Consider the following 24965-nt stretch of genomic DNA (forward strand, 5'->3'; position numbering starts at 1 on the left):
GCGGTCGGGTTCTATGCCGGCGTCGGTGTTTTATAAGAATAAAGCCGATCGTCGGGGAGACGGTCTGGGGGCGAATTTGAGCATCCAATTTGTTGTGCAGTTGCTTGTATTGGTTGAAGAGGCACGAACGACGAAGGAAGTGGCGAACAATCTTGCGTCACTCCTCAAAACCTACGGTTTCGAATTCTATGCAATCGTCCTGAGAAAAGGGCAAACGGATCCCGAGGGAATGACCTTGATCTCCCGCTGGCCGGACAGCTGGGTCGAGGTCTATCGCGCGCGCAAATATACCGTCATCGACCCTGTCATGCGGATGCTGAATGCGGCCCATCGCCCGTTCCGCTGGCGCGATTCGATCCTTGCCCTGAAGTCCGATCCGCATCGTTCGCGGATGGACCGGATGATGCAGGAAGCGGGCCGCCATGGTCTCGACGACGGCTACGTGTTTCCGATCCATGGACGCAACGGATTTCTCGGCAACATGATCATCGGCGGCAAACCGATCGATCTATCGCCGACCGAGATCTCACTGTTCGACACGGCCGCCAAGCGCATTTTCTGGAGACTGCTGGAGATCGCCGGCGACGCGACGGCGCTCGAGGCCTCGGCCAGACTGGATACCCAGCTCACCCGTCGCGAGATGGAAGTCATGGCGCTCCTTGCCGACGGCATGACATCGCACGAGATCGCGCGTTCGCTCGACATTTCCAACCACACGGTCGACTGGTATATCAACGGCCTCCAGGAAAAGCTGAAAGCGAAGAACCGACAGCATGTGGTGGCCATGGCATTTCGCCATGGGCTGGTGACCTGAAGCGTAAGTGACGCCGGCTATCGACTAAATAGCCCTTGCCTAATGCGGGAGATGTTGATCTCTTGCGGTGCACCATTCGAGGCACCTGGGGAGGCTTGTCTTGCCGATATCGAAAATTCTCGTCGCCAATCGCTCCGAAATCGCCATCCGCGTCTTTCGTGCTGCCAATGAGCTCGGCATCAAGACGGTGGCGATCTGGGCGGAAGAAGACAAGCTCTCGCTGCACCGGTTCAAGGCGGACGAAAGCTATCAGGTCGGTCGCGGTCCGCATCTCGAAAAAGACCTCGGCCCGATCGAGAGCTACCTGTCGATCCCGGAAGTGATCCGGGTTGCCAAGCTCTCGGGCGCCGATGCGATCCATCCAGGCTACGGCCTTCTGTCGGAAAGCCCTGAATTCGTCGATGCCTGCGACGAGGCCGGCATCATCTTCATCGGCCCGCGTCCAGATACGATGCGCCAGCTCGGCAACAAGGTTGCGGCGCGCAATCTTGCGATTTCGGTCGGCGTGCCGGTGGTACCCGCAACCGAACCACTGCCTGACGACATGGATGTCGTGGCGAAGATGGCCGAGGAGATCGGCTATCCGGTCATGCTCAAGGCATCCTGGGGCGGCGGCGGCCGCGGCATGCGCGCCATCCGCGATCCGAAGGACCTCGCCAAGGAAGTGGTCGAGGCCAAGCGCGAAGCGAAAGCGGCCTTCGGCAAGGACGAGGTCTATCTCGAAAAGCTGGTCGAACGCGCCCGCCATGTGGAAAGCCAGATCCTTGGCGATACTTACGGCAATGTGGTGCATCTGTTCGAGCGCGACTGCTCGATCCAACGGCGCAACCAGAAGGTCGTGGAACGCGCTCCTGCGCCTTATCTTTCCGAGGAGCAGCGGGCCGAACTTGCCGCCTATTCGCTGAAGATCGCGGGCGCCACCAACTATGTCGGCGCCGGCACGGTCGAATATCTGATGGATAGCGACACCGGCAAATTCTACTTCATCGAGGTCAATCCGCGCATCCAGGTGGAGCACACGGTGACCGAAGTCGTCACCGGCATCGATATCGTCAAGGCGCAGATCCACATCCTCGACGGCTTTGCCATCGGCACGCCGGAATCGGGTGTTCCGGCGCAGGAGAACATCCGGCTGAACGGCCATGCGCTGCAGTGCCGCATCACCACTGAGGATCCGGAGCACAATTTCATACCCGATTACGGCCGCATCACCGCCTATCGCTCGGCGTCGGGGTTCGGCATCCGTCTCGATGGCGGAACGTCCTATACGGGCGCGATCATCACCCGCTTCTACGATCCGCTGCTGGTCAAGGTCACGGCCTGGGCGCCGCAGCCGCTGGAAGCGATCGCCCGCATGGACCGGGCGCTGCGCGAGTTCCGCATCCGCGGCGTGGCCACAAACCTCACCTTCCTCGAAGCGATCATCACCCACCCGAAATTCCGCGACAATTCCTATACGACGCGGTTTATCGACACGACGCCCGAACTGTTCGAACAGGTCAAGCGCGCCGACCGCGCCACCAAGCTTCTGACCTATCTGGCCGACGTCACCGTCAACGGCCACCCGGAAACCAAGGGTCGTCCGGCGCCGTCGCAAAAGGCGGCAAAGCCTGTTCTGCCGTATATCAATGGCGATATTCCTGCTGGTACCAAGCAGAAACTGGATGAGCTCGGCCCGAAGAAATTCGCCGAGTGGATGCGGGGCGAAAGCCGGGCGCTGATCACCGACACGACGATGCGCGACGGCCACCAGTCGTTGCTCGCCACGCGCATGCGGACCTACGACATTGCCCGTGTGGCCGGGGTTTATGCACGCGCGCTGCCGAACCTGTTTTCGCTGGAATGCTGGGGCGGTGCGACCTTTGACGTGTCGATGCGGTTCCTGACCGAGGACCCGTGGGAGCGGCTGGCGCTGATCCGCGAGGCGGCGCCGAACATCTTGCTGCAGATGCTGCTGCGCGGCGCAAACGGCGTCGGCTACAAGAACTATCCCGACAATGTCGTGAAATACTTCGTCCAACAGGCGGCGAAGGGCGGCATCGATGTCTTCCGCGTGTTCGACTGCCTGAACTGGGTCGACAACATGCGCGTCTCGATGGATGCGGTGAACGAGGAGAACCGGCTCTGCGAAGCCGCGATCTGCTATACCGGCGATCTCTTGAATTCGGCGCGCCCGAAATACGATCTCAAATATTACGTCGCACTGGCGGAAGAACTCGAAAAGGCCGGCGCTCATATCATCGCGCTGAAGGATATGGCGGGCCTGCTGAAACCCGCGGCTGCCCGCGTCCTTTTCAAGGCACTACGCGAAGCGACCTCGCTGCCGATCCACTTCCACACGCATGACACGTCGGGCATCTCGGCTGCGACCGTGCTTGCGGCTGTCGATGCCGGCGTCGACGTCGTCGATGCGGCGATGGATGCGCTGTCGGGCAACACGTCGCAGCCCTGCCTCGGTTCGATCGTCGAAGCGCTGTCGCGAACAGACCGCGATACCGGGCTTGATCCGGAATGGATCCGCAAGATCTCGTTCTACTGGGAAGCGGTGCGCGGCCAGTATGCGGCGTTCGAGAGCGATCTCAAGGGTCCGGCCTCGGAAGTCTACCTGCATGAAATGCCGGGTGGCCAGTTTACCAACCTCAAGGAACAGGCCCGTTCGCTCGGTCTCGAGAGCAAGTGGCACAAGGTCGCGCAGACCTATGCCGATGTGAACCGGATGTTCGGCGATATCGTCAAGGTCACGCCGTCGTCCAAGGTGGTGGGCGACATGGCGCTGATGATGGTCAGCCAGGATCTGAACGTGGCCGATGTCGAAAACCCGGCCAAGGACATCGCCTTCCCGGATTCGGTCGTGTCGATGCTGAAGGGCGATCTCGGCCAGCCTCCGGGCGGATGGCCGCAGGCGCTCCAGAAAAAAGCGCTGAAGGGCGATCAGCCCTATACGGACGTTCCCGGTTCGCTGCTGGCGCCGGCTGATCTCGATGCCGAGCGCAAGACGATCGAGGACAAGCTGGAGCGCAAGGTCGACGACTTCGAGTTCGCCTCGTATCTGATGTACCCGAAAGTGTTCACCGACTTCGCCCTGGCGTCGGAGACCTACGGTCCGGTCTCCGTGTTGCCGACGCATGCCTATTTCTACGGGATCGCGGATGGCGAAGAGCTGTTTGCCGATATCGAACGCGGCAAGACGCTTGTTATCGTCAACCAGGCGACGAGTGCGCCGGATGCGCAGGGCATGGTCACCGCCTTTTTCGAACTGAACGGCCAGCCGCGCCGCATCAAGGTGCCGGACCGGGCCCATGGCGGAAGCGGTTCGGCTGTGCGGGCCAAAGCGGATATCGCCAATCCCCTGCATTTGGGCGCGCCGATGCCGGGCGTGATTTCCCGCGTCTTCGTGGCGGCGGGTCAGGCGGTCAAGGCCGGCGACGTGCTGGTGTCCATCGAAGCGATGAAGATGGAAACCGCGCTGCACGCCGAAAAAGACGGCACGCTTGCCGAAGTGCTGGTCAAGGCCGGCGACCAGATCGACGCCAAGGATCTGCTCGTCGTCTACGGGGCCTGACGGGTCAAACTGTTGACGGCTCAGGCGCCCGCCGGTCCGTCCGATCCGTCCGCAGGTTGAGCGAGGCGATAGCGCCTCGCCGCCAGCCGCTCGCTGGCGACGATCAGCAGTCCGGCGCAGAAGATCAGTGCGGCACCGGCGGCGACATTGCTTGCGGGAATGTCCTGCCAGATGGCGTAGCCCAGCACGAACGCCCATATCAGCGAGGAATATTCGAACGGGGCAAGCACCGAGACCGGCGCCCGTCGCATCGCCTCGAACAGCGTCGCCTGGGCGGTGCCGCCGAGAATGCCGACGAGCGCCAGAAGCGCACCGCTTTTCAGATCGACCGGCTGCCATGTCAGCACGGCCATGACGAAGGTCATCACCACGAAGAAGAAGTTGGTGAGCGTCATCTGGACAAGGGTCTTCTCGTTCATCGCCGTCTTGCGCAAGAGAACGCTGCCGATGGCCCAGAGGATTGCCGCGAGGAGCGCGAGACCGACCGGGAGCGAAAGTGTCAACCCGGCCGGATTTGCGGCAATCACCACGCCGACGAAGCCGAGGATGATCGCCACCCAGCGGACCGCGGGCACCTTTTCGCGCAGAACCGGAATAGCAAGCAGGGTGGCGACGATCGGATTGGCGTAATAGATCGTCGTCAGTTCGGCCAATTGCAGGGACTTGGCTGCGGTGTAGAAAGAAACCCATGCGGCGAGAAGGATAACGCTGCGCACCATCATCGGCCGCACGATCGGCGAGCGGACAACGCGCGGGATGAAACCGCGTCCCCCGATGACGAGGCAGGCGATCAGAACCGTCAGGCTTCGGAAGAAAATGATCTGCCAGACGCCGACATCGACCACCAGCAGCTTGATCACCGCATCATGAAGCGTGAACACGAAGTAGGAGGTACTGACGAGAAGAATGCCGCTGCCGATGCTGGATTTCAAGAAAGTCACACGCCGGATACCGACGCCTCATATCATTGCATATCCGAATGCTTAAGGCGTTCTGCAGCGATTGCAATCAGCTTCGTCGCGCTCCATCCGTCGTTGCTAAGGGGTGACAAGCGTGAACCGGAGACATAAATCGTGAAACTCATGCTGAGCGCGGAAGATTGCAATCTAAATCGATTTAATTAAATCTCAGCGCCTGGAGGAAGCAATCTGATGAACGATTTGTCTTCGCCGGCGGAAGCCAAGACCCGACGTGCTTTCATCACACCGCAGCGTATCGGCGTATCGCTGCTGTTTCTGATGAACGGCTTCATGATCGGTGCCTGGGCGCCAAAGATCCCGGAATTTGCGGCACGTCTGGAGCTGAGCGAAAAGTCGCTCGGCGTGATGATCCTGATCTTCGGGCTAGGCTCCATCGTGATGATGCCGATCGCCGGCAGCCAGATCGCGAGGTTCGGCTCCAGCATCGTCTCAAAGGTCACCGCAGTCCTTTTGACGCCGACGCTTCTTCTCCTGTCGCTGATCGGCAGCGTCTGGAGCGGAGCGGTTGCGTTGTTTCTGTTCGGCGGCCTGATCGGCGCGATGGATGTGGCAATGAATGCCAATGCCGTTGCGACTGAGAAAGGCATGCGCCGCGCGATCATGTCATCCTGCCACGCGTTCTGGAGCCTCGGCGGCCTGCTCGGCGCCTCGACCGGTGGCTTTCTTCTCGAACGGATCGGCGTTCTTCCGCATGCGCTTTTCGTAACCGTCGTCGCCGCCGTCATGATCGCCGTCGCCTGGAAAATGGTGCTTCAGGATGCGCCGCATCCGGAGGAGAGGGCGGCCGGGGCCGGACGCCGCCTGCCGTCGTCACCGCTTCCCTGGCTGCTCGGAATCATGGCGCTGTTCTGCATGATCCCCGAGGGATCCATTCTTGATTGGGGCGCGCTTTACATGCGCAACGAGCTGTCGGCCTCGCTGACGCTGTCCGGCTTCGCCTTTGCGGCTTTCTCCTTCACGATGGCGGCGATGCGTTTTGCCGGCGATCTCATCCGCGACCGGTTCGGTGCCGTCAATACGCTTAGGGTCTGCGGCGTCATCGCCATGCTGGGCATGCTGACGATCGGTTTTGCGACCAGTTCGACGATGGCCATTGCAGGCTTTGCTATCGCCGGCATCGGCATTTCGAACATCGTGCCGATCCTGTTTTCCGCGACCGGCAATCTGCCGGGCATGGCAGCGGGCGTCAGTTTGTCCGTGGTCACCACGATGGGCTATTCCGGAATTCTCGTTGCACCTTCGGCAATCGGCTTCATCGCTGAGCATACGGGACTTGGCAGCATTTTCGCGGGATTGTCGGTGCTGATCCTGGTGACGCTGCTTCTCTCGAACCTTGCAAGGCATGCGGACGGCGCGCATCACTGACCCAACTATTCATGGCCGCTGGTTGACAAGCCGGCGGTCATACGCCACCTGAAAGACGGTTTATGCCCCCAGTTAGCCCCAGGGCAAAGGCAACGAGACGATCCCATGAACGCACCGATTGACTATAATCCGAAGCCCCGCCGCGCCACGGTTGCCGTCGATGTCGGCGGTGTGATCGTCGGTGGTGGAGCGCCCGTCGTCGTCCAGTCGATGACCAATACAGATACGGCGGATGTGGATGCGACCGTCGCCCAGGTCGCCGCTCTCTACAAGGCAGGCTCCGAGATCGTCCGCATTACCGTCGATCGCGACGAAAGCGCTGCCGCCGTGCCGAAGGTGCGCGAGCGTCTGCTGCGCCTCGGCCTCGACGTGCCGCTGATCGGCGATTTCCACTATATCGGCCACAAGCTTCTGGCCGATCATCCGGCCTGCGCCGAAGCGCTCGCAAAATACCGCATCAACCCGGGCAATGTCGGTTTCAAGGACAAGAAGGACAAGCAGTTCGGCGACATCATCGAGATGGCGATCCGTTACGACAAGCCTGTTCGCATCGGCGTCAACTGGGGTTCGCTCGACCAGGATCTTCTGACGACGCTGATGGACCGCAATTCCGAAGCCGGTTCGCCGCTGTCTGCCCGCCAGGTCATGCATGAGGCGATCGTCCAGTCGGCGCTGATTTCGGCCGAGCTTGCTGAAAGCATCGGCCTGCCGCGCAACCGGATCATTCTGTCCGCAAAAGTCAGCCAGGTGCAGGATCTGATCGCCTGCTATTCGATGCTGGCCGAGCGCTCCAACCATGCGCTGCATCTGGGCCTGACAGAGGCCGGCATGGGCACCAAGGGCATCGTCGCCTCGTCGGCCGCCATGGGCTATGTCCTGCAGCACGGCATCGGCGATACGATCCGGGTGTCGCTGACGCCGGAACCGAATGGTGACCGCACCCGCGAAGTGCAGGTTGCGCAGGAAATCCTGCAGGTCATGGGGTTCCGCCAGTTCATTCCGGTGGTTGCCGCTTGTCCCGGCTGCGGGCGCACCACGTCGACGGTGTTCCAGGAGCTGGCCCAGAACATCCAGAACGATATCCGCAAGAACATGCCGATCTGGCGCGAAAAGTATCCGGGCGTCGAAGCCCTGAACGTCGCCGTCATGGGCTGCATCGTCAACGGCCCCGGCGAAAGCAAGCATGCCGATATCGGCATCTCGCTGCCCGGCACTGGCGAGACGCCTGCCGCCCCGATCTTTATCGACGGTCAGAAGGCGATGACGCTGCGCGGTCCCAATATCGCTCAGGATTTCGAAAAGCTTGTCATCGACTACATCGAGAACCGCTTCGGCCAGAAAACCGCCGCTGAGTAGTCTCTATCCCGACTAGGGATAAAATGCTTATTCCCCGGTCTTTGCCTCTCCTCGCTATTGCCGCATTTCGTGGTAAATGAGGGATACTACGGACGACGGGGAAACTGATTCACATGCTCAAGAAAATTGCTATCGTCGCAGCCTGCGCGACGTATCTCTCTGCCTGCACGACGACCGATCCCTATACGGGTCAGCAGAAAATGTCGAACACGGCTGGTGGCGCTGCCATCGGTGCCGGTCTCGGCGCAGTCGGCGGTCTTTTGATCGGCGGCGGCAACAAGGGCCGCAATGCGCTGATCGGTGCTGCGATCGGTGGTCTCGCCGGTGGCGCCATCGGCAATTACATGGACCGCCAGGAAGCCGAACTGCGCCAGCAGTTGCAGGGAACCGGCGTTTCGGTGACGCGCAACGGCGACCGCATCATTCTCAACATGCCGTCGAACATCACCTTTGCCACCGATCAGGACCAGGTGATCCCGCCGTTCTATGCCACGCTCGATTCGGTTGCGATCGTGCTCAACAAGTTCGGCAAGACCTATATCGACGTCAACGGTCACACGGATTCGACCGGCAGCCTGCAGCACAACCAGGCGCTTTCGGAACGCCGTGCCGTCTCGGTCGCGAACTATCTCGGTGGTCGCGGCGTCGATCAGCGCCGTGTCTCGACCATGGGCTACGGCCCGTCGCAGCCGGTCGCTTCCAACGCCTCGCCGGATGGTCGCGCCCAGAACCGCCGCGTCGAAGTCTCGATCGCGCCGATCGAACAGGGCTGAGTTGTCTTGAAAGTCGACGAGCCGGTCAGATCCGGCTCGTCAGCAATTTCACGCCGGCAATGCTGTAGAAAACCGCCATCGTGCCTTCGATCCAGCGCCGCGCGGCCTTGTAGCCGCGAAGCGCGTGGCGGGTCGAAAACAGAACCGCATATCCTGTGAAGATGATCAGGCTCGAGGTCGAGCAGATGCCGACGATCAGCATGATCGCCGAAGGTGGTGCATCCGCGGGCAGGCCGAGCGAGATGATCGCCAGCCAGCCGAAGATCGCCTTCGGATTGGTGACGTGGATGGCATAGCCCCGCAGCCACAATTGTCTTGCCGTGTATGACGTCCTGGTCTCGCTCGATGCCGTCTCGATATCCGGCGTCCGCGCCGAGCGGTATGCCTTCCAGGCCAGATAGATCAGATAGAGACCGCCCAGAATTTTCAGGATCTCGAGCGCGATCGCGTAGGTGCGCAGGACCGCGGCGAGCCCGAGTGCTGCAGCGCAGGCCCAGGTCAGCGAGCCGCAGAAGACGCCGAGCGCCAGGATCACCCCGTTTCGACGGCCATGCGAAATCGCCATCCCGATAATGGCGAAATTCGCAGGCCCGGGGCTGAGGACGGCGATGAGATAGGCGAGATAGGCCGGCCAGATATAGGGCAGGTAGGCGAAAACATCCGGCATGCTTTACTCCTCGGGTCTGATCCGGGAGGCTTGCCGTTGTCCCGTCTCGTCAGTTCTGGCGGCTGGCGATAAAGCGCGCCGTCTGCTGCAGGATAAATGCCTTTTCGCCGTAGGGCGCAAGCAGGTCGACAGCCTCGGCTGTCAGCGCATCGAGCTTCTCTTCCGCCCAGCCTGTGCCATGCATGGCAACCAGCGTGCCCTTGCCTCGGGCAGCGTCCTTGCCGGTCGCCTTGCCCATGGTCTCGGCATCGGAGGTGATGTCGAGAAGATCGTCGGCAAGCTGGAAAGCAAGCCCGATGACCTGGCCGAATTTTCTGAGGCGCTGACGATGTTCCTGATCCGCGCCCGCGATGATGGCGCCTGCCTCGCAGGCGAAGCGGATCAGCGCACCGGTCTTCATCGCCTGCAGCGTGGTGATGCCTGCCTCGTCCGGTGCCGATTTCTCCGCAGCCAGATCGAGCGCCTGGCCACCCACCATGCCGCCGGAACCGGCGGCGCGGGCAAGGGCCAGAACAAGCTCCGTCTTTGCCCTGTCCGGAAGTTCCGTCTCCGGTGCCGCGATGATGTCGAAGGCGTAGGTCAGCAGGCTGTCGCCGGCCAAGATCGCGGTCGCCTCGTCGAATGCCCTGTGGACCGTCGGCTGACCACGGCGAAGGTCGTCGTCGTCCATGGCGGGCAGGTCGTCGTGGATCAGCGAATAACAGTGCAGACATTCGAGTGCGGCACCGATGCGCTTGGCGGCCTGTTCGTTCCCACCAAGCAGAAGCGCGCTTTCGCGCAGCAGGAACGGTCGCAGGCGCTTTCCGCCATTCAGCGAACCATGACGCATCGCCGCCATCAGATGGGCCGGGCGCGTGACTTCGTCGGGCAACGTTTGATCCGAAAGAAGCGACACAAGCAGCGCCTCGGTGGCGACTGCGCTGTCTTTCAACCGGCTTTCGAATGCAGGATCGGTCGTGTTCATGCCGGGCTGTTTGGCATGAGGCGACGATACAGGCAATGTCGATTTACCAGCATTGCCGAAGTTTCAGCCGGTGGACTGGCCTTCGAAAGCGCCACCGGCTATGAAACTTTAAACGGGCGGGTAGAAGCACCTTGGATATCGCACCTGAACAGCATGCCGAAGAAGACGAACCCGTGAGGCCCGCACGACGGTTTCGCCTGCCTAACACCACGTGGCTCCGGCGCGTCATCCTGTTCGTCATTGCGCTGGTGGTGCTGCCCTATCTTCTCATCCCGGTCTATGCGCTGCCATTCACGCGGCCGGTGTCCACCCTCATGCTGTCGGAACTGTTTCTTCTGCGCGGGTATGACCGCCAGTGGGTTGATATCGAGGACATCTCGCCCAATCTCGTGCGGGCCGTGATGATGTCGGAGGACGGCCAGTTCTGTTTCCACGGCGGCGTCGACTGGCGCCAGATGCGCGGCGTCGTGCAGGATGCACTGGACGGCGAGGCAACGCGTGGCGCGAGCACCATTCCGATGCAGACGGCCAAAAACCTGTTTCTATGGAACGGCCGCTCCTTCATCCGTAAAGGGCTGGAACTGCCGCTGGCGCTGGCTGAGGATTTCATTTGGCCGAAATGGCGGTTGATGGAAATCTATCTCAACGTCGCAGAATGGGGACCTGGCATCTATGGTGCGGAAGCGGCCGCGCAGTATCATTTCAAGGTGCCAGCTGCCAAGCTCAGTGCCCGGCAGGCCGCGTTGCTTGCCGTCGCACTTCCCAATCCGCACACGCGGGTCGCCAGCAAGCCCGGCCGCGGAATGCAGCGGCTGGCCGGTGTCGTGGAACGGCGCGCGCGCGCATCCAGCGATTACATCAAATGCATTTATAGGTGACGTCAAAACTAAGCGTTAAACGTCCCTCATGTCATCTGTCAGTATCGACGCTGGCTTAAGAGCGCATCGAGCACGCTTTGTGAGTGCGTTTACGCAGAAAGTGGACCGCCGATGGATGCCAGACTGATTTCGCAAGATCTCCTCAGATACTCGGCGACGCACAATCCAAAACCGCCGCCGCGGCTTGGAACGCGTTACGCACGGCGAGGCGGCTTTCTGCCCGAGCCCGGAAACACGATCGTCTGCCATCTGGAAAAAGGATCGGCAACGCAGGCGCTGCTTGTCGCGGCACGTGCGCGCTATCTCGAGATGCCGGAAGCCGAGCGTTTTCTCTTCACGCCGATCACCAGCCTGCACATGACGCTGTTCCAGGGTGTTATCGAGCATCGCCGCAAGCCTCGCTTCTGGCCGGACGATATGCCGCTCGAGACGCCAATCGAGGATATGACGGAAATCATGGCCGCGCGGCTTGAAGGTTTCTCGACGCTCGATCCGTTCCAGGTCGCCGTGAAAAGCGCCAAGCCGTCCGGTCTTGTGGTCGAGGGGAAGTCCGAGAATGACCGCAGGGCGATGAAGGCCTGGCGCGATGCGCTGGCGCGGCTCCTCGGGTATCGCCATCCGGATCACGACGACTATGCCTTCCACATTACCTTTGCCTATGTGATCGAGCGCCTGTCGGATGCAGCGCTGCCGGCCTGGCAGTTGATGCTCGACGAGGTGACCGCTGAGATCCAGCGCGCGGCCCCGGTGCTTCAATTGCGTCCGCCGGCATTCTGCTCGTTCGAGGACATGAACCATTTCCACGAACTGATGATTTTCGATTCCGAGACCTGATGGAAACCGCGCCGATGGAAAAACTCGTCCTCTATATTGCAAATAAGAACTATTCGTCCTGGTCCTTCCGGCCGTGGATTGCGCTCACAGCTGCCGGCGTTCCTTTCGAGGAAGTGCTGATCCCGTTCGATTATCCGGCAGGCAATCCACGCTACAAGACGATCTCGCCCAATGCCCAGGTGCCGGTGCTGCATCATGGCGACGTGCGCGTCTGGCAGTCGCTGTCGATCATCGAATACGCAGCCGAGCTGTTTCCGGAGAGCGGGCTCTGGCCGACATCCTCTGCGGATCGTGCCGTCGCCCGTTCCATCTCGATGGAGATGCTCTCGGGCTTTCGCGCGCTGCGCAATGCCTGCCCGATGAATTTTCGCCGGCCGAAGCGGCGTATCGAGCTTGCCGATGGGGTGATGGAAGACGTCGCGCGCATCTCCACGATCTGGCGGGAACTGCGGGCAAAATCCGGCGGTCCGTTCCTGTTTGGCGAGTTTACCGCAGCGGACGCGATGTTCGCACCGGTCGTCAATCGCTTTGCGGTCTATGATCTGGTAGACGACGCCGACACGCTTGCGTATATGGAGGCAATGACGTCGCATCCGGCCTGGGTTTCATGGCGGGAAGCGGCCCTTCAGGAGACAGCAATCGTCGAAGAAGACGAGGCCTGAGGTGTTTCGGCGTGGTTTGCGAAAAAATCCCGCCAATATCCCTGCAGGGACTGGTCAAGTACCCGGTTGGCATGTATAAGCGCGCCAAATTTCCGAGATCGAGACATGGAATGTTCGGCCTCAGTTCCGGCCGGAAATCCCTGTTTTGCACGAAGTGGAGTAACGAAAATGGCTGTACCTAAAAGAAAAACGAGCCCGTCGAAGCGCGGTATGCGCCGCTCTGCTGACGCTCTCAAGACCCCGACATTTGTCGAGGACAAGAACTCCGGCGAACTGCGCCGTCCGCACCATATCGATCTCAAGACCGGTATGTACCGCGGCCGTCAGGTTCTGACGCCGAAGGAAAGCGCATAAGCTTTTCTGATGATTGCTTGAAAGGCCGGCTTTGCCGGCCTTTTTTGTTGTGCGCTCGGTAAGGCGCGTTTCTTCCCGCAGCAGGTGCCGTTCAGGTGCTCATGCTGTCGAGACGACCCTGAAGCGCGCGGAGCTGCTCCTTCAGTTCGTCGATGTCCTTGGCTTCCGCCTTCTTGCCCGATGGTGGGGCGGACTGGTGCTGAGGCGGCGTCGCGGCACCGGCAAAGGGCGTGAACATCTGCATGGCCTGACGGAACAGGTCCGTATTGCGCCGCACCTGTTCTTCCATCATCTGCATCGGAAGGTGCAGGTTCTTGGCGATCGGCGTGTCGCCAAACGCACTGGTCATCTGCTCGCGCATCTGCACCTGCTGGTCCGAAAACGTCTTCATCGAATGTTCGAGGAAGGTCGGCACCACCATCTGCATCTGGTCGCCGTAGTAGGAAATCAGCTGTCGCAAGAAGGACACCGGCAGAAGCGTGTTTCCCGTCTTGGACTCCTGCTCGAAAATGATCTGGGTCAGAACCGAGTGCGTGATGTCCTCGCCCGTCTTGGCATCCTGAACCGTAAATACCTCGCCCTTCTTGACCATTTTCGCCAAGTCCTCGAGCGTCACGTATGTGCTTGTTCCGGTGTTGTAGAGACGCCGGTTAGCGTATTTCTTGATCGTCACGTCACCTTCGGTCTTTGCCATGATTTCCCTCCACTTCGCCATTCGCGCGATTATTAGTGCTTGGCATCTTCTCCCGCCTCGAATGTAAGCTTAAATTGGCGCAACTGACAATCGATTTGTGCGCCGCGATGGATCACCATGCTGCGCAGCAAATCGATGAAAAACCGGGTGTTTCGGGCGAAAACCGGGCGTTTGACAGGGCGCTCAGGCTTTGCCAGTCTCGGTGCCAAGAAACGGAAAGAGGAGACATCATGTCCAATCCATCCATCGTTATCGCAGCCGCAGCAAGAACGGCCGTCGGCTCCTTCAACGGCGCATTTGCAAACGTGCCCGCACACGAACTTGGCGGCGCGGTAATCAAGGAGGTGCTGGCGCGCGGTGGCGTGGAGGCGGGGGAAGTGGACGAAGTCATCATGGGGCAGGTCCTGCCTGCCGGCGAGGGACAGAACCCCGCCCGCCAGGCGGCGATGAAGGCCGGGGTGCCGCAGGAGGCGACGGCCTGGGGCGTCAACCAGCTCTGCGGTTCCGGTCTTCGTGCGGTCGCACTGGGCATGCAGCAGATCGCGCTCGGCGACGCCAAAATCATCGTCGCGGGAGGCCAGGAATCCATGTCGATGGCCCCGCATTGCGCACATCTGCGCGGCGGCGTGAAGATGGGTGATTTCAAGATGATCGATACGATGATCAAGGATGGCCTGACCGACGCGTTCTACGGCTATCACATGGGCATCACCGCTGAAAACATCGCCCGACAGTGGCAGTTGTCGCGCGAGGAACAGGATCAGTTCGCGGTGTCCTCGCAAAACAAAGCGGAGGCAGCGCAGGTTGCTGGCCGCTTCAGGGACGAGATCGTTCCGTTCCTGATCCAAACCCGAAAGGGCGATGTTCGCGTCGAGAACGACGAATACATCCGTGCCGGTGCGACTTTGGAGGGGATGGCGACGCTTCGGCCGGCCTTCGACAAGGAAGGCACAGTGACTGCCGCCAACGCATCCGGCCTTAACGATGGCGCCGCCGCAGCGTTGCTGATGACGGAGGAAGAAGCCGGTCGTCGTGGCATTGCGCCGCTCGCGCGCATCGTCTCCTGGGCCACCGCCGGCGTCGATCCGCAGATCATGGGAACCGGCCCCATCCCGGCTTCGCGTCGCGCGCTGGAAAAAGCCGGTTGGAAAATCGGCGATGTGGATCTGATCGAAGCGAATGAGGCGTTTGCCGCACAGTCCTGCGCGGTCACGCGGGATCTGGGCCTCGATCCGTCGCTCGTCAACGTCAACGGCGGAGCGATCGCCATCGGTCACCCGATCGGTGCGTCGGGTGCGCGAATTCTCAATACGCTGCTGTTCGAAATGAAGCGCCGTGGCGCGAAAAAGGGGCTTGCGACGCTCTGCATCGGGGGCGGTATGGGCGTCGCCATGTGTCTGGAAGCGCTCTAGCACTGGGTGGCAGCTGCCCACGTTATCGGCGTGAGCAGCTCCGTTACGCTGACGGCGGCGACGGTATGAAAGGAAGTTTACATGGCGCGTATCGCGTTGATTTCAGGAGGCACGCGCGGCATCGGGGCTGCGATCAGCACTGCCATGAAAGCGGCAGGCTATTCGGTCGCCGCAAATTTTGCGGGCAATACCGAAAAGGCCGCTGAGTTTCACGCGGCGACGGGCATTCCGGTGTTCCAGTGGGACGTGTCGGATTACGATGCCTGCGTGAAGGGCATCTTTGAAGTCGAAACGCAGCTCGGGCCTGTCGACGTCCTCGTCAACAATGCCGGCATCACCCGCGACGGCATGTTTCACAAGATCACGCCGCAGCAGTGGAAGGAGGTCATTGATACCAACCTTTCCGGCCTGTTCAACATGACCCATCCGGTGTGGCCCGGCATGCGCGAGCGCGGCTTCGGCCGCATCATCAACATCTCCTCGATCAATGGCCAGAGGGGCCAGATGGGGCAGGTGAACTATTCTGCCGCCAAGGCTGGCGATCTCGGCTTCACCAAGGCACTGGCTCAAGAGGGGGCCTCGAAGAACATCACCGTCAATGCGATCTGCCCCGGCTATATCGGAACCGACATGGTGCGTGCCATCCCGCAAAAGGTGATGGATGAAAAGATCATCCCGCAGATACCTGTCGGACGGTTGGGCGAACCGGAAGAAATCGCCCGCTGCGTGCTGTTTCTGGCCTCTGAAGAAGCCGGATTCATTACCGGGTCTACGCTCAGCGCAAATGGCGGTCAGTATTTCGCCGGGTAAGCGGATACAAAAAAACCGGCGCCCATGGGACGCCGGTTTCTATTCTGCGACTAAACGCAGGACTTAGCGGCAACGCGCTTCGTATGTACGGCCATAACGGTCGCGATAGACGCAGTAACCGTTGCGCTTCTGCGATTCGCCGATAGCAGCGCCAACCAGACCGCCGCCGACAGCGCCGACTGCAGCGCCACCCCAGCTGTTGGTCACAGCGCCACCGATAACGGCGCCCGAAGCAGCACCGATTGCAGTGCCCTTTTCAGTGGATGTGCAGGATGCCAGCATTCCGACGAGAGCGCCGACGAGCAAAACTTTTTTCATGTCACTTTCCTTCCCTTGGTAACGTGCGGCTTCGCCGCTTTTAGATCCTGCCCATCAGCAGGAGGATGATGATGATCAGCACAACGAGGCCGAGACCGCCGGACGGACCATAACCCCAGTTCCGGCTGTGCCCCCAATTCGGCAGCGCGCCGATCAAAAGCAAAATCAGTACGATAAGTAGGATGGTTCCGAGCATAGGCTTGTACTCCGCTGACCTACCGGCTCGACATGTCCGGTTGGGATTGCCGAGAAAACGTAGCATGGGAACTTTTGTTCCACTCACCACTTGCTTGCCCGTGGGGTGTGGTTAACGGGTTACACTTTCGCCATGCGTCGGAAAGCCGGGTAATGTTCGAAACAGATCGGGAACGCTCCGGAATCCGCAATCGTCGCCGATTCGTTCACGTTTGTTCGAACGAAACTGGCTTGCGTATCGTACGCATGTTGATCCTGGAAATCGTGGTCTCGCCTTGTCGAGGACAACATATCGGCTTGCGTTTATCGTCGAGCATGGCCATCTGATACTGCGATTGCGTTTCCGTGGAGGATCGCATCGGCGGATAAGCAGGAACTGGCTTTGCATTCTCAGCCCATGATTCTCAGCGGCCGCGGCGTCACGGCCGTGCTAGGCCCCACCAATACCGGCAAGACCCATTATGCCATCGAGCGCATGGTTGCGCACGGTTCCGGCGTCATCGGTCTGCCCCTTCGCCTGCTTGCACGCGAGGTCTATACGCGTGTCGTGGAGAAGGTGGGCTATCACAATGTCGCGCTGATCACGGGTGAGGAAAAGATAACGCCGCATATGGCGCGCTTTTCCGTCTGCACCGTCGAAGCGATGCCGCGCGAGACAAAGGCCGCCTTCGTCGCCATCGACGAGGTACAGCTGGCCGGCGATCTCGAGCGCGGGCACATCTTCACCGACCGCATCCTGCATCTTCGCGGACGCGAGGAGACGTTGCTGCTGGGCGCCGGCACCATGCGGCCGATCCTCGAACGGCTGCTTCCCGGGATCACCGTGGTCGAACGGCCGCGTCTGTCGCAGTTGTTTTATGCCGGCCAGAAAAAGATCACCCGCCTGCCGCAGCGTTCCGCCATTGTCGCCTTCTCCGCTGAAGAGGTCTATGCGATCGCCGAACTGATCCGCCGCCAGCGCGGTGGTGCGGCCGTGGTGCTTGGCGCCTTGAGCCCGCGGACACGCAATGCACAGGTCGCTCTCTATCAGGAAGGCGATGTGGAATATCTGGTCGCAACCGATGCGATCGGCATGGGCCTCAATCTCGATGTGGATCACGTTGCCTTCGCTCAGGATCGCAAGTTCGACGGCTATCAGTTCCGCAACCTTAATCCGTCCGAACTGGCGCAGATTGCCGGGCGTGCCGGCCGCCATGTGCGCGACGGAACCTTCGGCGTGACCGGACAGGTCCAGCCTTTCGACGACGAACTGGTCGAGCGGATCGAGGGTCATCATTTCGAGCCGGTGAAAGTGCTGCAGTGGCGCACGAAAAGCGTCGACTATTCCTCGCTTGCCGCTTTGCGTGCCAGTCTCGACCGACCGCCGACCGTGGCAGGCCTTGCCCGCGCGCTTCCGGCAATCGATATCCAGGCGCTCGACTATCTTTCGCGCTACGCAGAAATCCGCGATACGGCGACAACGCCGGAGCGGGTCGAAAAACTGTGGGAGGCCTGCGCTCTGCCGGACTATCGGCGGATTGCCCCTGCGCAACACGCAGACCTCATTTCGACTCTTTTCTCGGATCTTGTGCGCTTCGGCACGGTGAACGAGCAATTCATGGCAGAACAGGTTCGCCGCGCCGACCGGACCGACGGAGAAATCGACACCCTGTCGGCCCGAATCGCGCAGATTCGTACCTGGACCTATGTTTCGAACCGCCCTGGCTGGCTTGCCGATCCGACACACTGGCAAGAAAAGACACGGGAAATCGAGGATAGGTTGTCGGACGCGTTACATGAACGGTTGACGAAACGCTTTGTTGATCGCAGGACATCTGTGCTCATGAAGCGCCTAAGAGAGAATGCGATGCTGGAAGCTGAAATCAGTGTGAATGGGGATGTCTTCGTCGAAGGCCATCATGTGGGGCAATTGGCTGGATTCCGATTCACGCCTATAGCCGGTACGGAGGGTCCAGATGCAAAGGCCGTCCAGGGTGCCGCGCAAAAGGCGCTTGCGCTGGAGTTCGAGGCACGCGCCGCGCGGCTTTATGCATCCGGCAACAACGACCTTGCTGTCGGCTCGGACGGTTCCGTGCGCTGGCTCGGCGAACCTGTCGGCCGGCTTGCGTCAAGCGACCATATCATGCGCCCGCGCCTGATCCTGCTTGCCGACGAGCAGTTGACCGGCAATGCCCGCGAACACGTCGTTGCGCGCATCGAGCGTTTCGTGAACCACCATATCGCGACCGTGCTGAAGCCGCTGGACGATCTGTCGCGCGCTGAAGACCTGCAGGGTCTCGCCAAGGGCCTGGCCTTCCAGCTGGTCGAAAACCTCGGCGTCATGTTCCGGCGCGATGTTGCCGAAGACGTGAAGACGCTCGATCAGGATGCGCGCGCTTCGATGCGCCGCTACGGCATCCGCTTCGGCGCCTACCATGTGTTCATGCCGGCGCTGCTGAAGCCTGCTCCGGCCGAGCTTATCACGCTTCTCTGGGCGCTGAAGAACGACGGCATCGACAAGCCGGGTTACGGCGATCTCATTCCGGCGCTTGCTGCCGGCCGCACATCGGTCGTCGCGGATCCTGCTTTCGAGCGTACCTTCTACAAGCTCGCCGGTTTCCGCTTCCTCGGCAAGCGTGCCGTTCGTATCGACATTCTCGAGCGTCTGGCCGATCTCATCCGTCCGCTGCTGCAGTGGAAGCCGGGCTCCAGCCCGCGTCCAGAAGGCGCCTATGACGGTCGCCGCTTCGTGACGACGACAGCCATGCTGTCGATCCTCGGCGCAACGCCTGACGATATGGAAGAAATTCTGAAAGGCCTCGGCTATCGCGCCGATGCCGTGAAGCCTGAAGAGGCGCAGGCATTCCTGGCTGGCCAGGAGCCAGCTGCGGCTACCCCTGCCACGCCAACGGCTGCAGCAGACGAGGCCGCACCGACTGCCGAAGGCGATCAGGGCGAAGAAACTGAAGCAACCGAAGCTTCCGCTGAGGTTGTGGCGCCTGCTGAGGCTGCTGCTCCTGCAGAAGACGCTGCGAGTGAAGAAGCTGCAGCGCCTGACGTCGCCGCTTCCATGGAAGCTGAAACCGTTGAGGCACCTGCAACGGCCGAGCCGGACGCTCAGGCCGAGACAGCCGCCTCGACTGAAGCTGCCGCTGCCGTCGAACCCGAAGAAGCAAAGCCTGTTCTCCTGTGGCGCCCGGGTGGCGGTCGCGAGAACAGCCAGCGCCAGGGTGGTCGGCCACAGCAGGGTGATCGCCGTGGTAACGGCCAGGGTCAGCGCAATGCCGGTGCTGCCTCAGCAGGCCGCACCCAGGAAGCCCGCCCCCAGGGCGAAGCCGCTCCCAAGGAAGGCCGCCGCGATGGTCGTCGGGATGGCGAGCGCCGTGACGGTGGTCGTCCGAACCGCGACAACAACAACCGTCGTCCTGAAAACCGGGGCGATCGTCCCGAGCGCGGAGATCGTAACGATCGTCCGGACCGTAACAAGGGACCACAGCCCGCTCGCTTTGAGGCCAAGCCACCGCGCAAGGAAAAGCCGATCGATCCGGATTCGCCCTTTGCCAAGCTTGCTGCTCTCAAGGAGCAGATGAAGAAGTAGGCGCATGGTTGAAAAAGAGCTGCATGCAGGTTCGCGACAGCGCATCGACAAGTGGCTCTTTTTCGCGCGAATGGCAAAGTCACGCTCCATCGCGCAGTCGCTGATCCAGTCCAACTGCATCCGGATCAACGGCGCGCTGGTGTCTCAGCCAAGCTATCAGGTCAAGACCGGGGACCGCCTCGACATCAAGCTGGAACGGCGCGATGTCGTTCTGGTCGTCAAGTCCGGGGGTGATCGGCGCGGACCGTTCGAAGAGGCGCGGCTTCTCTACGAAGATCTGACGCCGCCTCCGGAGGAACGCCAGAAGTTGACGGCGTTCGAGCAGGCGCAACGCCTGCCGGGCTCCGGGCGTCCGACGAAGAAGGAAAGGCGGGAGACCGAACGCCTGTTTCCCGAAGCGGGCGAAAACTAGGTTTAGAAAATCCGCCCTCAAGACCCGGTTTTTACGCACGGTTTATTCTTGCGCAGTTGCAGCAAAGGCATTAGGTGACACTCGAAAAGCATGACTTCCTTGAGTGCTGAAGCCTGCCGGCTTTTCGCCTGCCACACCTTTCGTCGGCAGCGTGCCGCAATCTGCGATATTCGGAGTTTCGCATGACATTCGTCGTGACAGACAATTGCATCCGCTGCAAATACACAGACTGTGTCGAAGTATGCCCGGTCGATTGCTTCTACGAAGGTGAGAACTTTCTGGTCATTCACCCGGACGAATGCATCGATTGTGGCGTCTGCGAGCCTGAATGTCCGGCTGAGGCCATCAAGCCTGACACGGAACCAGGTCTCGACAAGTGGCTGAAGGTGAACTCCGACTTCGCGCAGATCTGGCCGAACATCACCGTGAAGCGGGATCCGCTTCCGGAGGCCAAGGAAATGGACGGCGAAGAAGGCAAGTATGAAAAGTATTTCTCGGCAGAGCCAGGTTCCGGCGATTAAACCCGGATGGTGACGGTGCGCCCGTCACCCGCTCGAATCAGCTGTCTTTTGGTTGGGCACTGTCCGACTGTCACGCGGCTTGCAAGAATAAAAGCAAATTATTGATTTCCGCACTTTTTTGTGGTAGAGCTTACTCACTGTTCCACAAGGTGGCACTCGCGTGCCCGAAAAACATCACGAAAGAAACAGATCGCTCCCCGCGTTCCCCGTGACATTGCAACACTTTGATGTTGTCGTCGCCGTTTCGCGAGTTGGTCTGTTTTTGCGCGCGTTGTCGGATCAGTATGGAGTGACCCGACGGTTTCCCCCGTCTCATCCGGGCCTGACAGACCCGGTTTCCCCAGACCCGATAAAACGGGTGAGTCAAAGGGAGTTTGTGAATCGAATGACGACCCAACTGAAAAAGAATTCTCCCGCACGCCAGGGCTTTAGAACTGGTGAATCGATTGTTTATCCTGCGCATGGCGTCGGCACGATCACCTCTATCGAAGAACAGGAAGTCGCGGGCATGAAGCTCGAGCTTTTCGTGATCGATTTTGAAAAGGACAAAATGCGCCTGAAGGTTCCGGTCGCCAAGGCCTTGAGCATCGGCATGCGCAAGCTCTCCGAGACGGATTTCGTCGAACGTGCACTGAAGGTGGTCCAGGGCAAGGCCCGCGTGAAGCGCACGATGTGGTCGCGTCGCGCACAGGAATATGATGCCAAGATCAATTCCGGTGATCTGATTTCCATTGCAGAAGTGGTGCGCGATCTTTTCCGCGCCGAGAACCAGCCCGAGCAGTCTTATTCCGAGCGTCAGCTGTATGAAGCGGCGCTGGATCGCATGGCGCGCGAAATTGCCGCCGTCAACAAGATGTCCGATACGGAAGCTGTTCGCCTGATCGAGGTCAACCTTGCCAAGGGTCCCAAGCGCGGCAAGACAGTCGAGGAAGATGAAGCTCAGGAAGAAGAAGCAGCCTGATTTTGTCTCTGAAAGACAACACCAAAAACCCGGCCTAGTGCCGGGTTTTTTGTTGGAACCTTTACAACACAAGCGCGTTAACCCGCCGGAACGGCGAATTTAATGCTGCATCGTGCTGCGTGTTCTCCGTCCTAACCAATAGCGGGGCGATTGCCTAACCGGTCCAAGACCTCCGCGAGACACTTGAGGGACATCGGCAGAAATTCGCAAAAATCAAGGCTGGAATATCGGTAATCCCGCAATTCAGCGTTTTTTTTGGTTCTGCCCTTTGTCGATCACGGCACCACGGAGAACACTATGACAGCCATGTCCGCAGACCGCACAATGATCAAGATAGCGATGTCGGCTCCGTATCTCGCCCGCGAGGAAGAGCGTGATCTGGCAATCCGTTGGAAAGACCGCCAGGATCAGGGCGCTCGAAACCAGATTGCACTCGCCCACATGCGTCTCGTCATCGCGATGGCGTCGAAATTCCGTGGGTTCGGTCTACCCATGAGCGATCTCGTTCAGGAAGGTTATGTGGGATTGCTCGAGGCTGCGGCAAGGTTCGAACCGGCCCGCGATGTCCGCTTTTCCACATACGCCAGCTGGTGGATCCGTGCCTCCATGCAGGACTATATCCTGCGCAACTGGTCGATCGTTCGCGGTGGTACGAGTTCAGCCCAGAAGGCGCTGTTCTTCAATCTGCGCCGCCTGCGCGCAAAACTTGCCCGCGGCGACTCCAACCTCACGGCTCAGGCCATCCATGAGGAAATTGCCGTCGCACTCGGCGTTAGCGTTTCCGACGTGCAGACCATGGATGCCCGCCTCTCCGGCAATGACTCGTCGCTTCAGGCTCCAACGATTTCCGGTGATGCCGACAGTGGCGAACGCCTCGACATGCTGGCCAGCGGCGAACCACTGCCGGACGAACAGGTCTCCGGCATGATCGATGGCGAGCGTCGGCTGAAATGGCTGCAGGGTGCCCTCACAAAGCTCAACGACCGCGAAAAGATGATCATCCGCGCCCGCAGGCTGACGGATGACGGTGCGACGCTGGAAGCGCTTGGCGCCAAGCTCGGCATTTCCAAGGAGCGTGTGCGCCAGATCGAAAGCCGCGCGATCGAGAAGCTGAAGTCGGCACTCGTCACCGCAAATCCGCAGATGGCGCTTGTGTCCTAAACACACTGTGCCCGCGCCGCTCTGGCGGTCGCGACATCTCGACACGATGCTTCAAAGCGCGCAGGCCCTTGAAACGGCCTTCGCGCTTTGAAGCTTTTATACAAGCCTCATTCGGAAATGATTTTGACTTTTTGGCCCGGCGACAATGTCGCGCCGACCGGAATGGCGTTGATCAGCTTGAACAGGTCCAGCTTGCGGTCTGTGCCCATCATCCGGCTTGACAGCGATGCCATCGTATCCTGCGGCCCAACGCTTACGACGCGGACGCGGAGCGGCTTCAGCGACGCGATTTCAGGCTGTGTCATGCGGCGGAAGCTGTTGCGCAGGATTTGTGCGGTCGTGTCGAGTGCGGGACTGCCCTTCGGAACTGCCGTCAGGAACCGGAAGATCTGGTCGTTGACCTTGATCACGGTCACATCGAAATCCCAGCGTTCGGCGGAGGCGCGTGCGGTCGCGGCCGGCAGGCCGTTGACGGTTGTCTCGCGCACGGTTTCCGGCTGAAGCCCTGCCACCCAGCCGCTGGTCAGATAGTTGGGCAAGCTGCTGGTGTCGCCAGCGGCGACGCCGTCGAAACGGATCGCGGTTTCGCCCGGTCCCGTCGCGAGAACCGCTTCCACCTTGTTGTCGATGCGGAAGTCCGGCGGAACGTCGAAGCGTATTCCAAGGCCCCCGTGCAGGAAGGTCTGGCCGCGGACATAACCCTCCTGGGGGCTGTCGCCATAGAGAAGCCCGTCGATGCCGGCGAGGAAATAGTCGCGACCCTTGTCGCCGACGCCTTCCTGGCCGAAATTGCGGGCATGCCGGCGGGCCAGATCGACGCGTTGGGCGGAATTCGGGTGGCTGGACAGGAAGTCCAGGCTCTGGTCGCTGTCGGGATCGACCGCCGAGTAGCGCGCATAGGCTGCCATCGAATCGAGGAAGCGGGCCGCGGCATAGGGGTCGTAGCCGGCTTCGCCGAGCATTCGCACGCCGATCACGTCTGCCTGCAGTTCCTGCTGGCGCGAAAACGCTGCCAGCCGCAGCTTGCCGCGGGCAAGCGCCTGCTTGCCCGCGATGTCGCTCGAGAGAACTTCGGCGACCACCCGGCTGGCGATCACTTCGGCTTCTTCGCGCCGCTGGCGTTCGATGCCGTGGTTGGCGGTCACGTGGCCCATCTCGTGCGACAGCACGGCTGCGACTTCAGAAGCGTCGTTGGCGAGCGCCAGAAGCCCACGCGTGACATAGAGATAGCCGCCGGGCAGGGCGAAGGCATTGATCGCCGGGGAATTGAGAATGGTGATCCGGAAGGACTGCGTCGGATTTTCCGAAACGGCGGTCAGCGCACCGGCAATTCGGGCAACCAGCCGTTCGGTCTTGGCGTCACGATATTCGCCGCCGTAGCTTGCCACGATGCGGGGATGCTCGCGTGCACCCATCTGCGCCCGCGGATCGTTCTTTTGAACTTCGTCGACGATCTGAGGCGAGTCTGATGGAGAAACGTTCGGCGTATAGGCCTGGTCGAACACGGACTGACAGCCTGCGAGTGCTGCACCTGCGAGCAACACGACGGCAAAGCGTCTCCAACTGCGCGGTGCGCTGGTCTGCCCGGTCCTGCCGGGTGTCGCGTCCTCGCGTGTTTTGATCCGTGTCTTCTGCACCGTCAGTCCTGTTCACCTTCGCTTCGTACCGATTTTCGCATCGCATGCACAGATAAAA

23 protein-coding genes are annotated in these 24965 nt (G+C 60.6%); 16 read left to right on the forward strand and 7 right to left on the reverse strand.

The genetic code is table 11. The features are described 5' to 3' along the window. The first annotated feature begins 76 nt into the window (after window positions 1-76). Together ACQY1L_RS16045 and pyc are read left to right on the forward strand one after the other, a co-directional pair. Complete coding sequence (locus tag ACQY1L_RS16045) at window positions 77-814, forward strand: helix-turn-helix transcriptional regulator (protein ID WP_062462620.1); 738 nt, start codon at window positions 77-79, stop codon at window positions 812-814. A gap of 100 nt (window positions 815-914) precedes the next feature. Continuing rightward, window positions 915-4376, forward strand: a complete 3462-nt coding sequence (gene pyc, locus ACQY1L_RS16050; RefSeq protein WP_430241741.1) for a pyruvate carboxylase — start codon at window positions 915-917, stop codon at window positions 4374-4376. A gap of 20 nt (window positions 4377-4396) precedes the next feature. Here pyc and ACQY1L_RS16055 read toward each other — a convergent pair whose 3' ends face one another. Next, entirely contained in the window at window positions 4397-5308 is a 912-nt protein-coding gene (locus ACQY1L_RS16055; RefSeq protein ID WP_062462167.1) for a DMT family transporter, read from the reverse strand. 219 nt (window positions 5309-5527) lie between these two features. Here ACQY1L_RS16055 and ACQY1L_RS16060 point away from each other — a divergent pair, with 219 nt between their 5' ends. From ACQY1L_RS16060 to ACQY1L_RS16070, 3 genes are all read left to right on the forward strand, one after another. Further along, the gene (locus tag ACQY1L_RS16060) at window positions 5528-6721 is read left to right on the forward strand and encodes an MFS transporter (RefSeq protein ID WP_430241743.1); all 1194 of its coding nucleotides are present in this window, start codon (window positions 5528-5530) and stop codon (window positions 6719-6721) included. A 105-nt stretch (window positions 6722-6826) separates the two neighbouring features. Further along, window positions 6827-8077 carry a flavodoxin-dependent (E)-4-hydroxy-3-methylbut-2-enyl-diphosphate synthase gene (ispG, locus tag ACQY1L_RS16065; RefSeq protein ID WP_325265459.1) on the forward strand — a complete coding sequence of 417 codons (1251 nt, stop codon included), beginning with the start codon at window positions 6827-6829 and terminating at the stop codon, window positions 8075-8077. 113 nt (window positions 8078-8190) lie between these two features. After that, window positions 8191-8850, forward strand: coding sequence for an OmpA family protein (locus tag ACQY1L_RS16070; RefSeq protein WP_113111677.1), 660 nt, complete (start codon window positions 8191-8193; stop codon window positions 8848-8850). A 25-nt stretch (window positions 8851-8875) separates the two neighbouring features. Here ACQY1L_RS16070 and ACQY1L_RS16075 read toward each other — a convergent pair whose 3' ends face one another. Next, window positions 8876-9517 (reverse strand): LysE family translocator, encoded by a 642-nt coding sequence (locus tag ACQY1L_RS16075; RefSeq protein WP_430241746.1) that lies wholly within the window; start codon window positions 9515-9517, stop codon window positions 8876-8878. A gap of 49 nt (window positions 9518-9566) precedes the next feature. Beyond that, window positions 9567-10481 carry a polyprenyl synthetase family protein gene (locus ACQY1L_RS16080; RefSeq protein ID WP_430241748.1) on the reverse strand — a complete coding sequence of 305 codons (915 nt, stop codon included), beginning with the start codon at window positions 10479-10481 and terminating at the stop codon, window positions 9567-9569. A 131-nt stretch (window positions 10482-10612) separates the two neighbouring features. Between ACQY1L_RS16080 and mtgA the strand changes: the two genes are divergently transcribed. From mtgA to rpmF, 4 genes are all read left to right on the forward strand, one after another. Further along, window positions 10613-11359 (forward strand): monofunctional biosynthetic peptidoglycan transglycosylase, encoded by a 747-nt coding sequence (gene mtgA / locus ACQY1L_RS16085; protein ID WP_430241750.1) that lies wholly within the window; start codon window positions 10613-10615, stop codon window positions 11357-11359. A gap of 111 nt (window positions 11360-11470) precedes the next feature. Then, window positions 11471-12193, forward strand: a complete 723-nt coding sequence (locus ACQY1L_RS16090) for a DUF1868 domain-containing protein (RefSeq protein WP_430241752.1) — start codon at window positions 11471-11473, stop codon at window positions 12191-12193. 14 nt (window positions 12194-12207) lie between these two features. Further along, window positions 12208-12855, forward strand: coding sequence for a glutathione S-transferase family protein (locus ACQY1L_RS16095; protein WP_430241754.1), 648 nt, complete (start codon window positions 12208-12210; stop codon window positions 12853-12855). 168 nt (window positions 12856-13023) lie between these two features. Beyond that, window positions 13024-13209, forward strand: coding sequence for a 50S ribosomal protein L32 (gene rpmF, locus ACQY1L_RS16100; protein WP_062462189.1), 186 nt, complete (start codon window positions 13024-13026; stop codon window positions 13207-13209). 91 nt (window positions 13210-13300) lie between these two features. Here rpmF and phaR read toward each other — a convergent pair whose 3' ends face one another. Further along, a complete protein-coding gene (gene phaR, locus ACQY1L_RS16105) occupies window positions 13301-13903 on the reverse strand; it encodes a polyhydroxyalkanoate synthesis repressor PhaR (RefSeq protein ID WP_430241756.1) in 603 nt (200 codons plus the stop codon). Window positions 13904-14133: 230 nt separating this feature from the next. Here phaR and ACQY1L_RS16110 point away from each other — a divergent pair, with 230 nt between their 5' ends. Together ACQY1L_RS16110 and ACQY1L_RS16115 are read left to right on the forward strand one after the other, a co-directional pair. Next, window positions 14134-15315 carry an acetyl-CoA C-acetyltransferase gene (locus ACQY1L_RS16110; RefSeq protein ID WP_430241758.1) on the forward strand — a complete coding sequence of 394 codons (1182 nt, stop codon included), beginning with the start codon at window positions 14134-14136 and terminating at the stop codon, window positions 15313-15315. An 81-nt stretch (window positions 15316-15396) separates the two neighbouring features. Continuing rightward, a complete protein-coding gene (locus ACQY1L_RS16115; RefSeq protein ID WP_430241762.1) occupies window positions 15397-16125 on the forward strand; it encodes a beta-ketoacyl-ACP reductase in 729 nt (242 codons plus the stop codon). Window positions 16126-16188: 63 nt separating this feature from the next. On the opposite strand, the gene ACQY1L_RS16120 is transcribed toward ACQY1L_RS16115, so the two are convergent. Continuing rightward, the gene (locus ACQY1L_RS16120) at window positions 16189-16443 is read right to left on the reverse strand and encodes a glycine zipper domain-containing protein (RefSeq protein ID WP_062462199.1); all 255 of its coding nucleotides are present in this window, start codon (window positions 16441-16443) and stop codon (window positions 16189-16191) included. Between the two features lie 40 nt (window positions 16444-16483). Further along, a complete protein-coding gene (locus ACQY1L_RS16125; protein WP_082471964.1) occupies window positions 16484-16639 on the reverse strand; it encodes a DUF3309 family protein in 156 nt (51 codons plus the stop codon). A gap of 375 nt (window positions 16640-17014) precedes the next feature. Here ACQY1L_RS16125 and ACQY1L_RS16130 point away from each other — a divergent pair, with 375 nt between their 5' ends. The 5 genes from ACQY1L_RS16130 (at window position 17015) to ACQY1L_RS16150 (ending at window position 23270) form a co-directional block, all read left to right on the forward strand. Beyond that, window positions 17015-20215 (forward strand): helicase-related protein, encoded by a 3201-nt coding sequence (locus ACQY1L_RS16130; RefSeq protein WP_430244009.1) that lies wholly within the window; start codon window positions 17015-17017, stop codon window positions 20213-20215. Between the two features lie 4 nt (window positions 20216-20219). Further along, a complete protein-coding gene (locus ACQY1L_RS16135) occupies window positions 20220-20627 on the forward strand; it encodes an RNA-binding S4 domain-containing protein (RefSeq protein WP_062462206.1) in 408 nt (135 codons plus the stop codon). A gap of 182 nt (window positions 20628-20809) precedes the next feature. Next, window positions 20810-21148 carry a ferredoxin FdxA gene (gene fdxA, locus ACQY1L_RS16140; RefSeq protein ID WP_062462209.1) on the forward strand — a complete coding sequence of 113 codons (339 nt, stop codon included), beginning with the start codon at window positions 20810-20812 and terminating at the stop codon, window positions 21146-21148. Between the two features lie 385 nt (window positions 21149-21533). Further along, entirely contained in the window at window positions 21534-22109 is a 576-nt protein-coding gene (locus ACQY1L_RS16145; RefSeq protein ID WP_062462212.1) for a CarD family transcriptional regulator, read from the forward strand. 297 nt (window positions 22110-22406) lie between these two features. Then, on the forward strand, window positions 22407-23270 hold the full coding sequence (locus tag ACQY1L_RS16150; RefSeq protein WP_062462213.1) for an RNA polymerase factor sigma-32: 864 nt from the start codon (window positions 22407-22409) through the stop codon (window positions 23268-23270). 107 nt (window positions 23271-23377) lie between these two features. Here the strand turns inward: ACQY1L_RS16150 and ACQY1L_RS16155 are convergent, their stop codons facing one another. Continuing rightward, entirely contained in the window at window positions 23378-24907 is a 1530-nt protein-coding gene (locus ACQY1L_RS16155; protein WP_430241765.1) for a M48 family metalloprotease, read from the reverse strand. Window positions 24908-24965 lie beyond the last annotated feature (58 nt).

Origin of the sequence: Neorhizobium sp. DAR64862/K0K3, assembly GCF_050500185.1 — a bacterium.
GTDB lineage: Bacteria > Pseudomonadota > Alphaproteobacteria > Rhizobiales > Rhizobiaceae > Neorhizobium > Neorhizobium soli.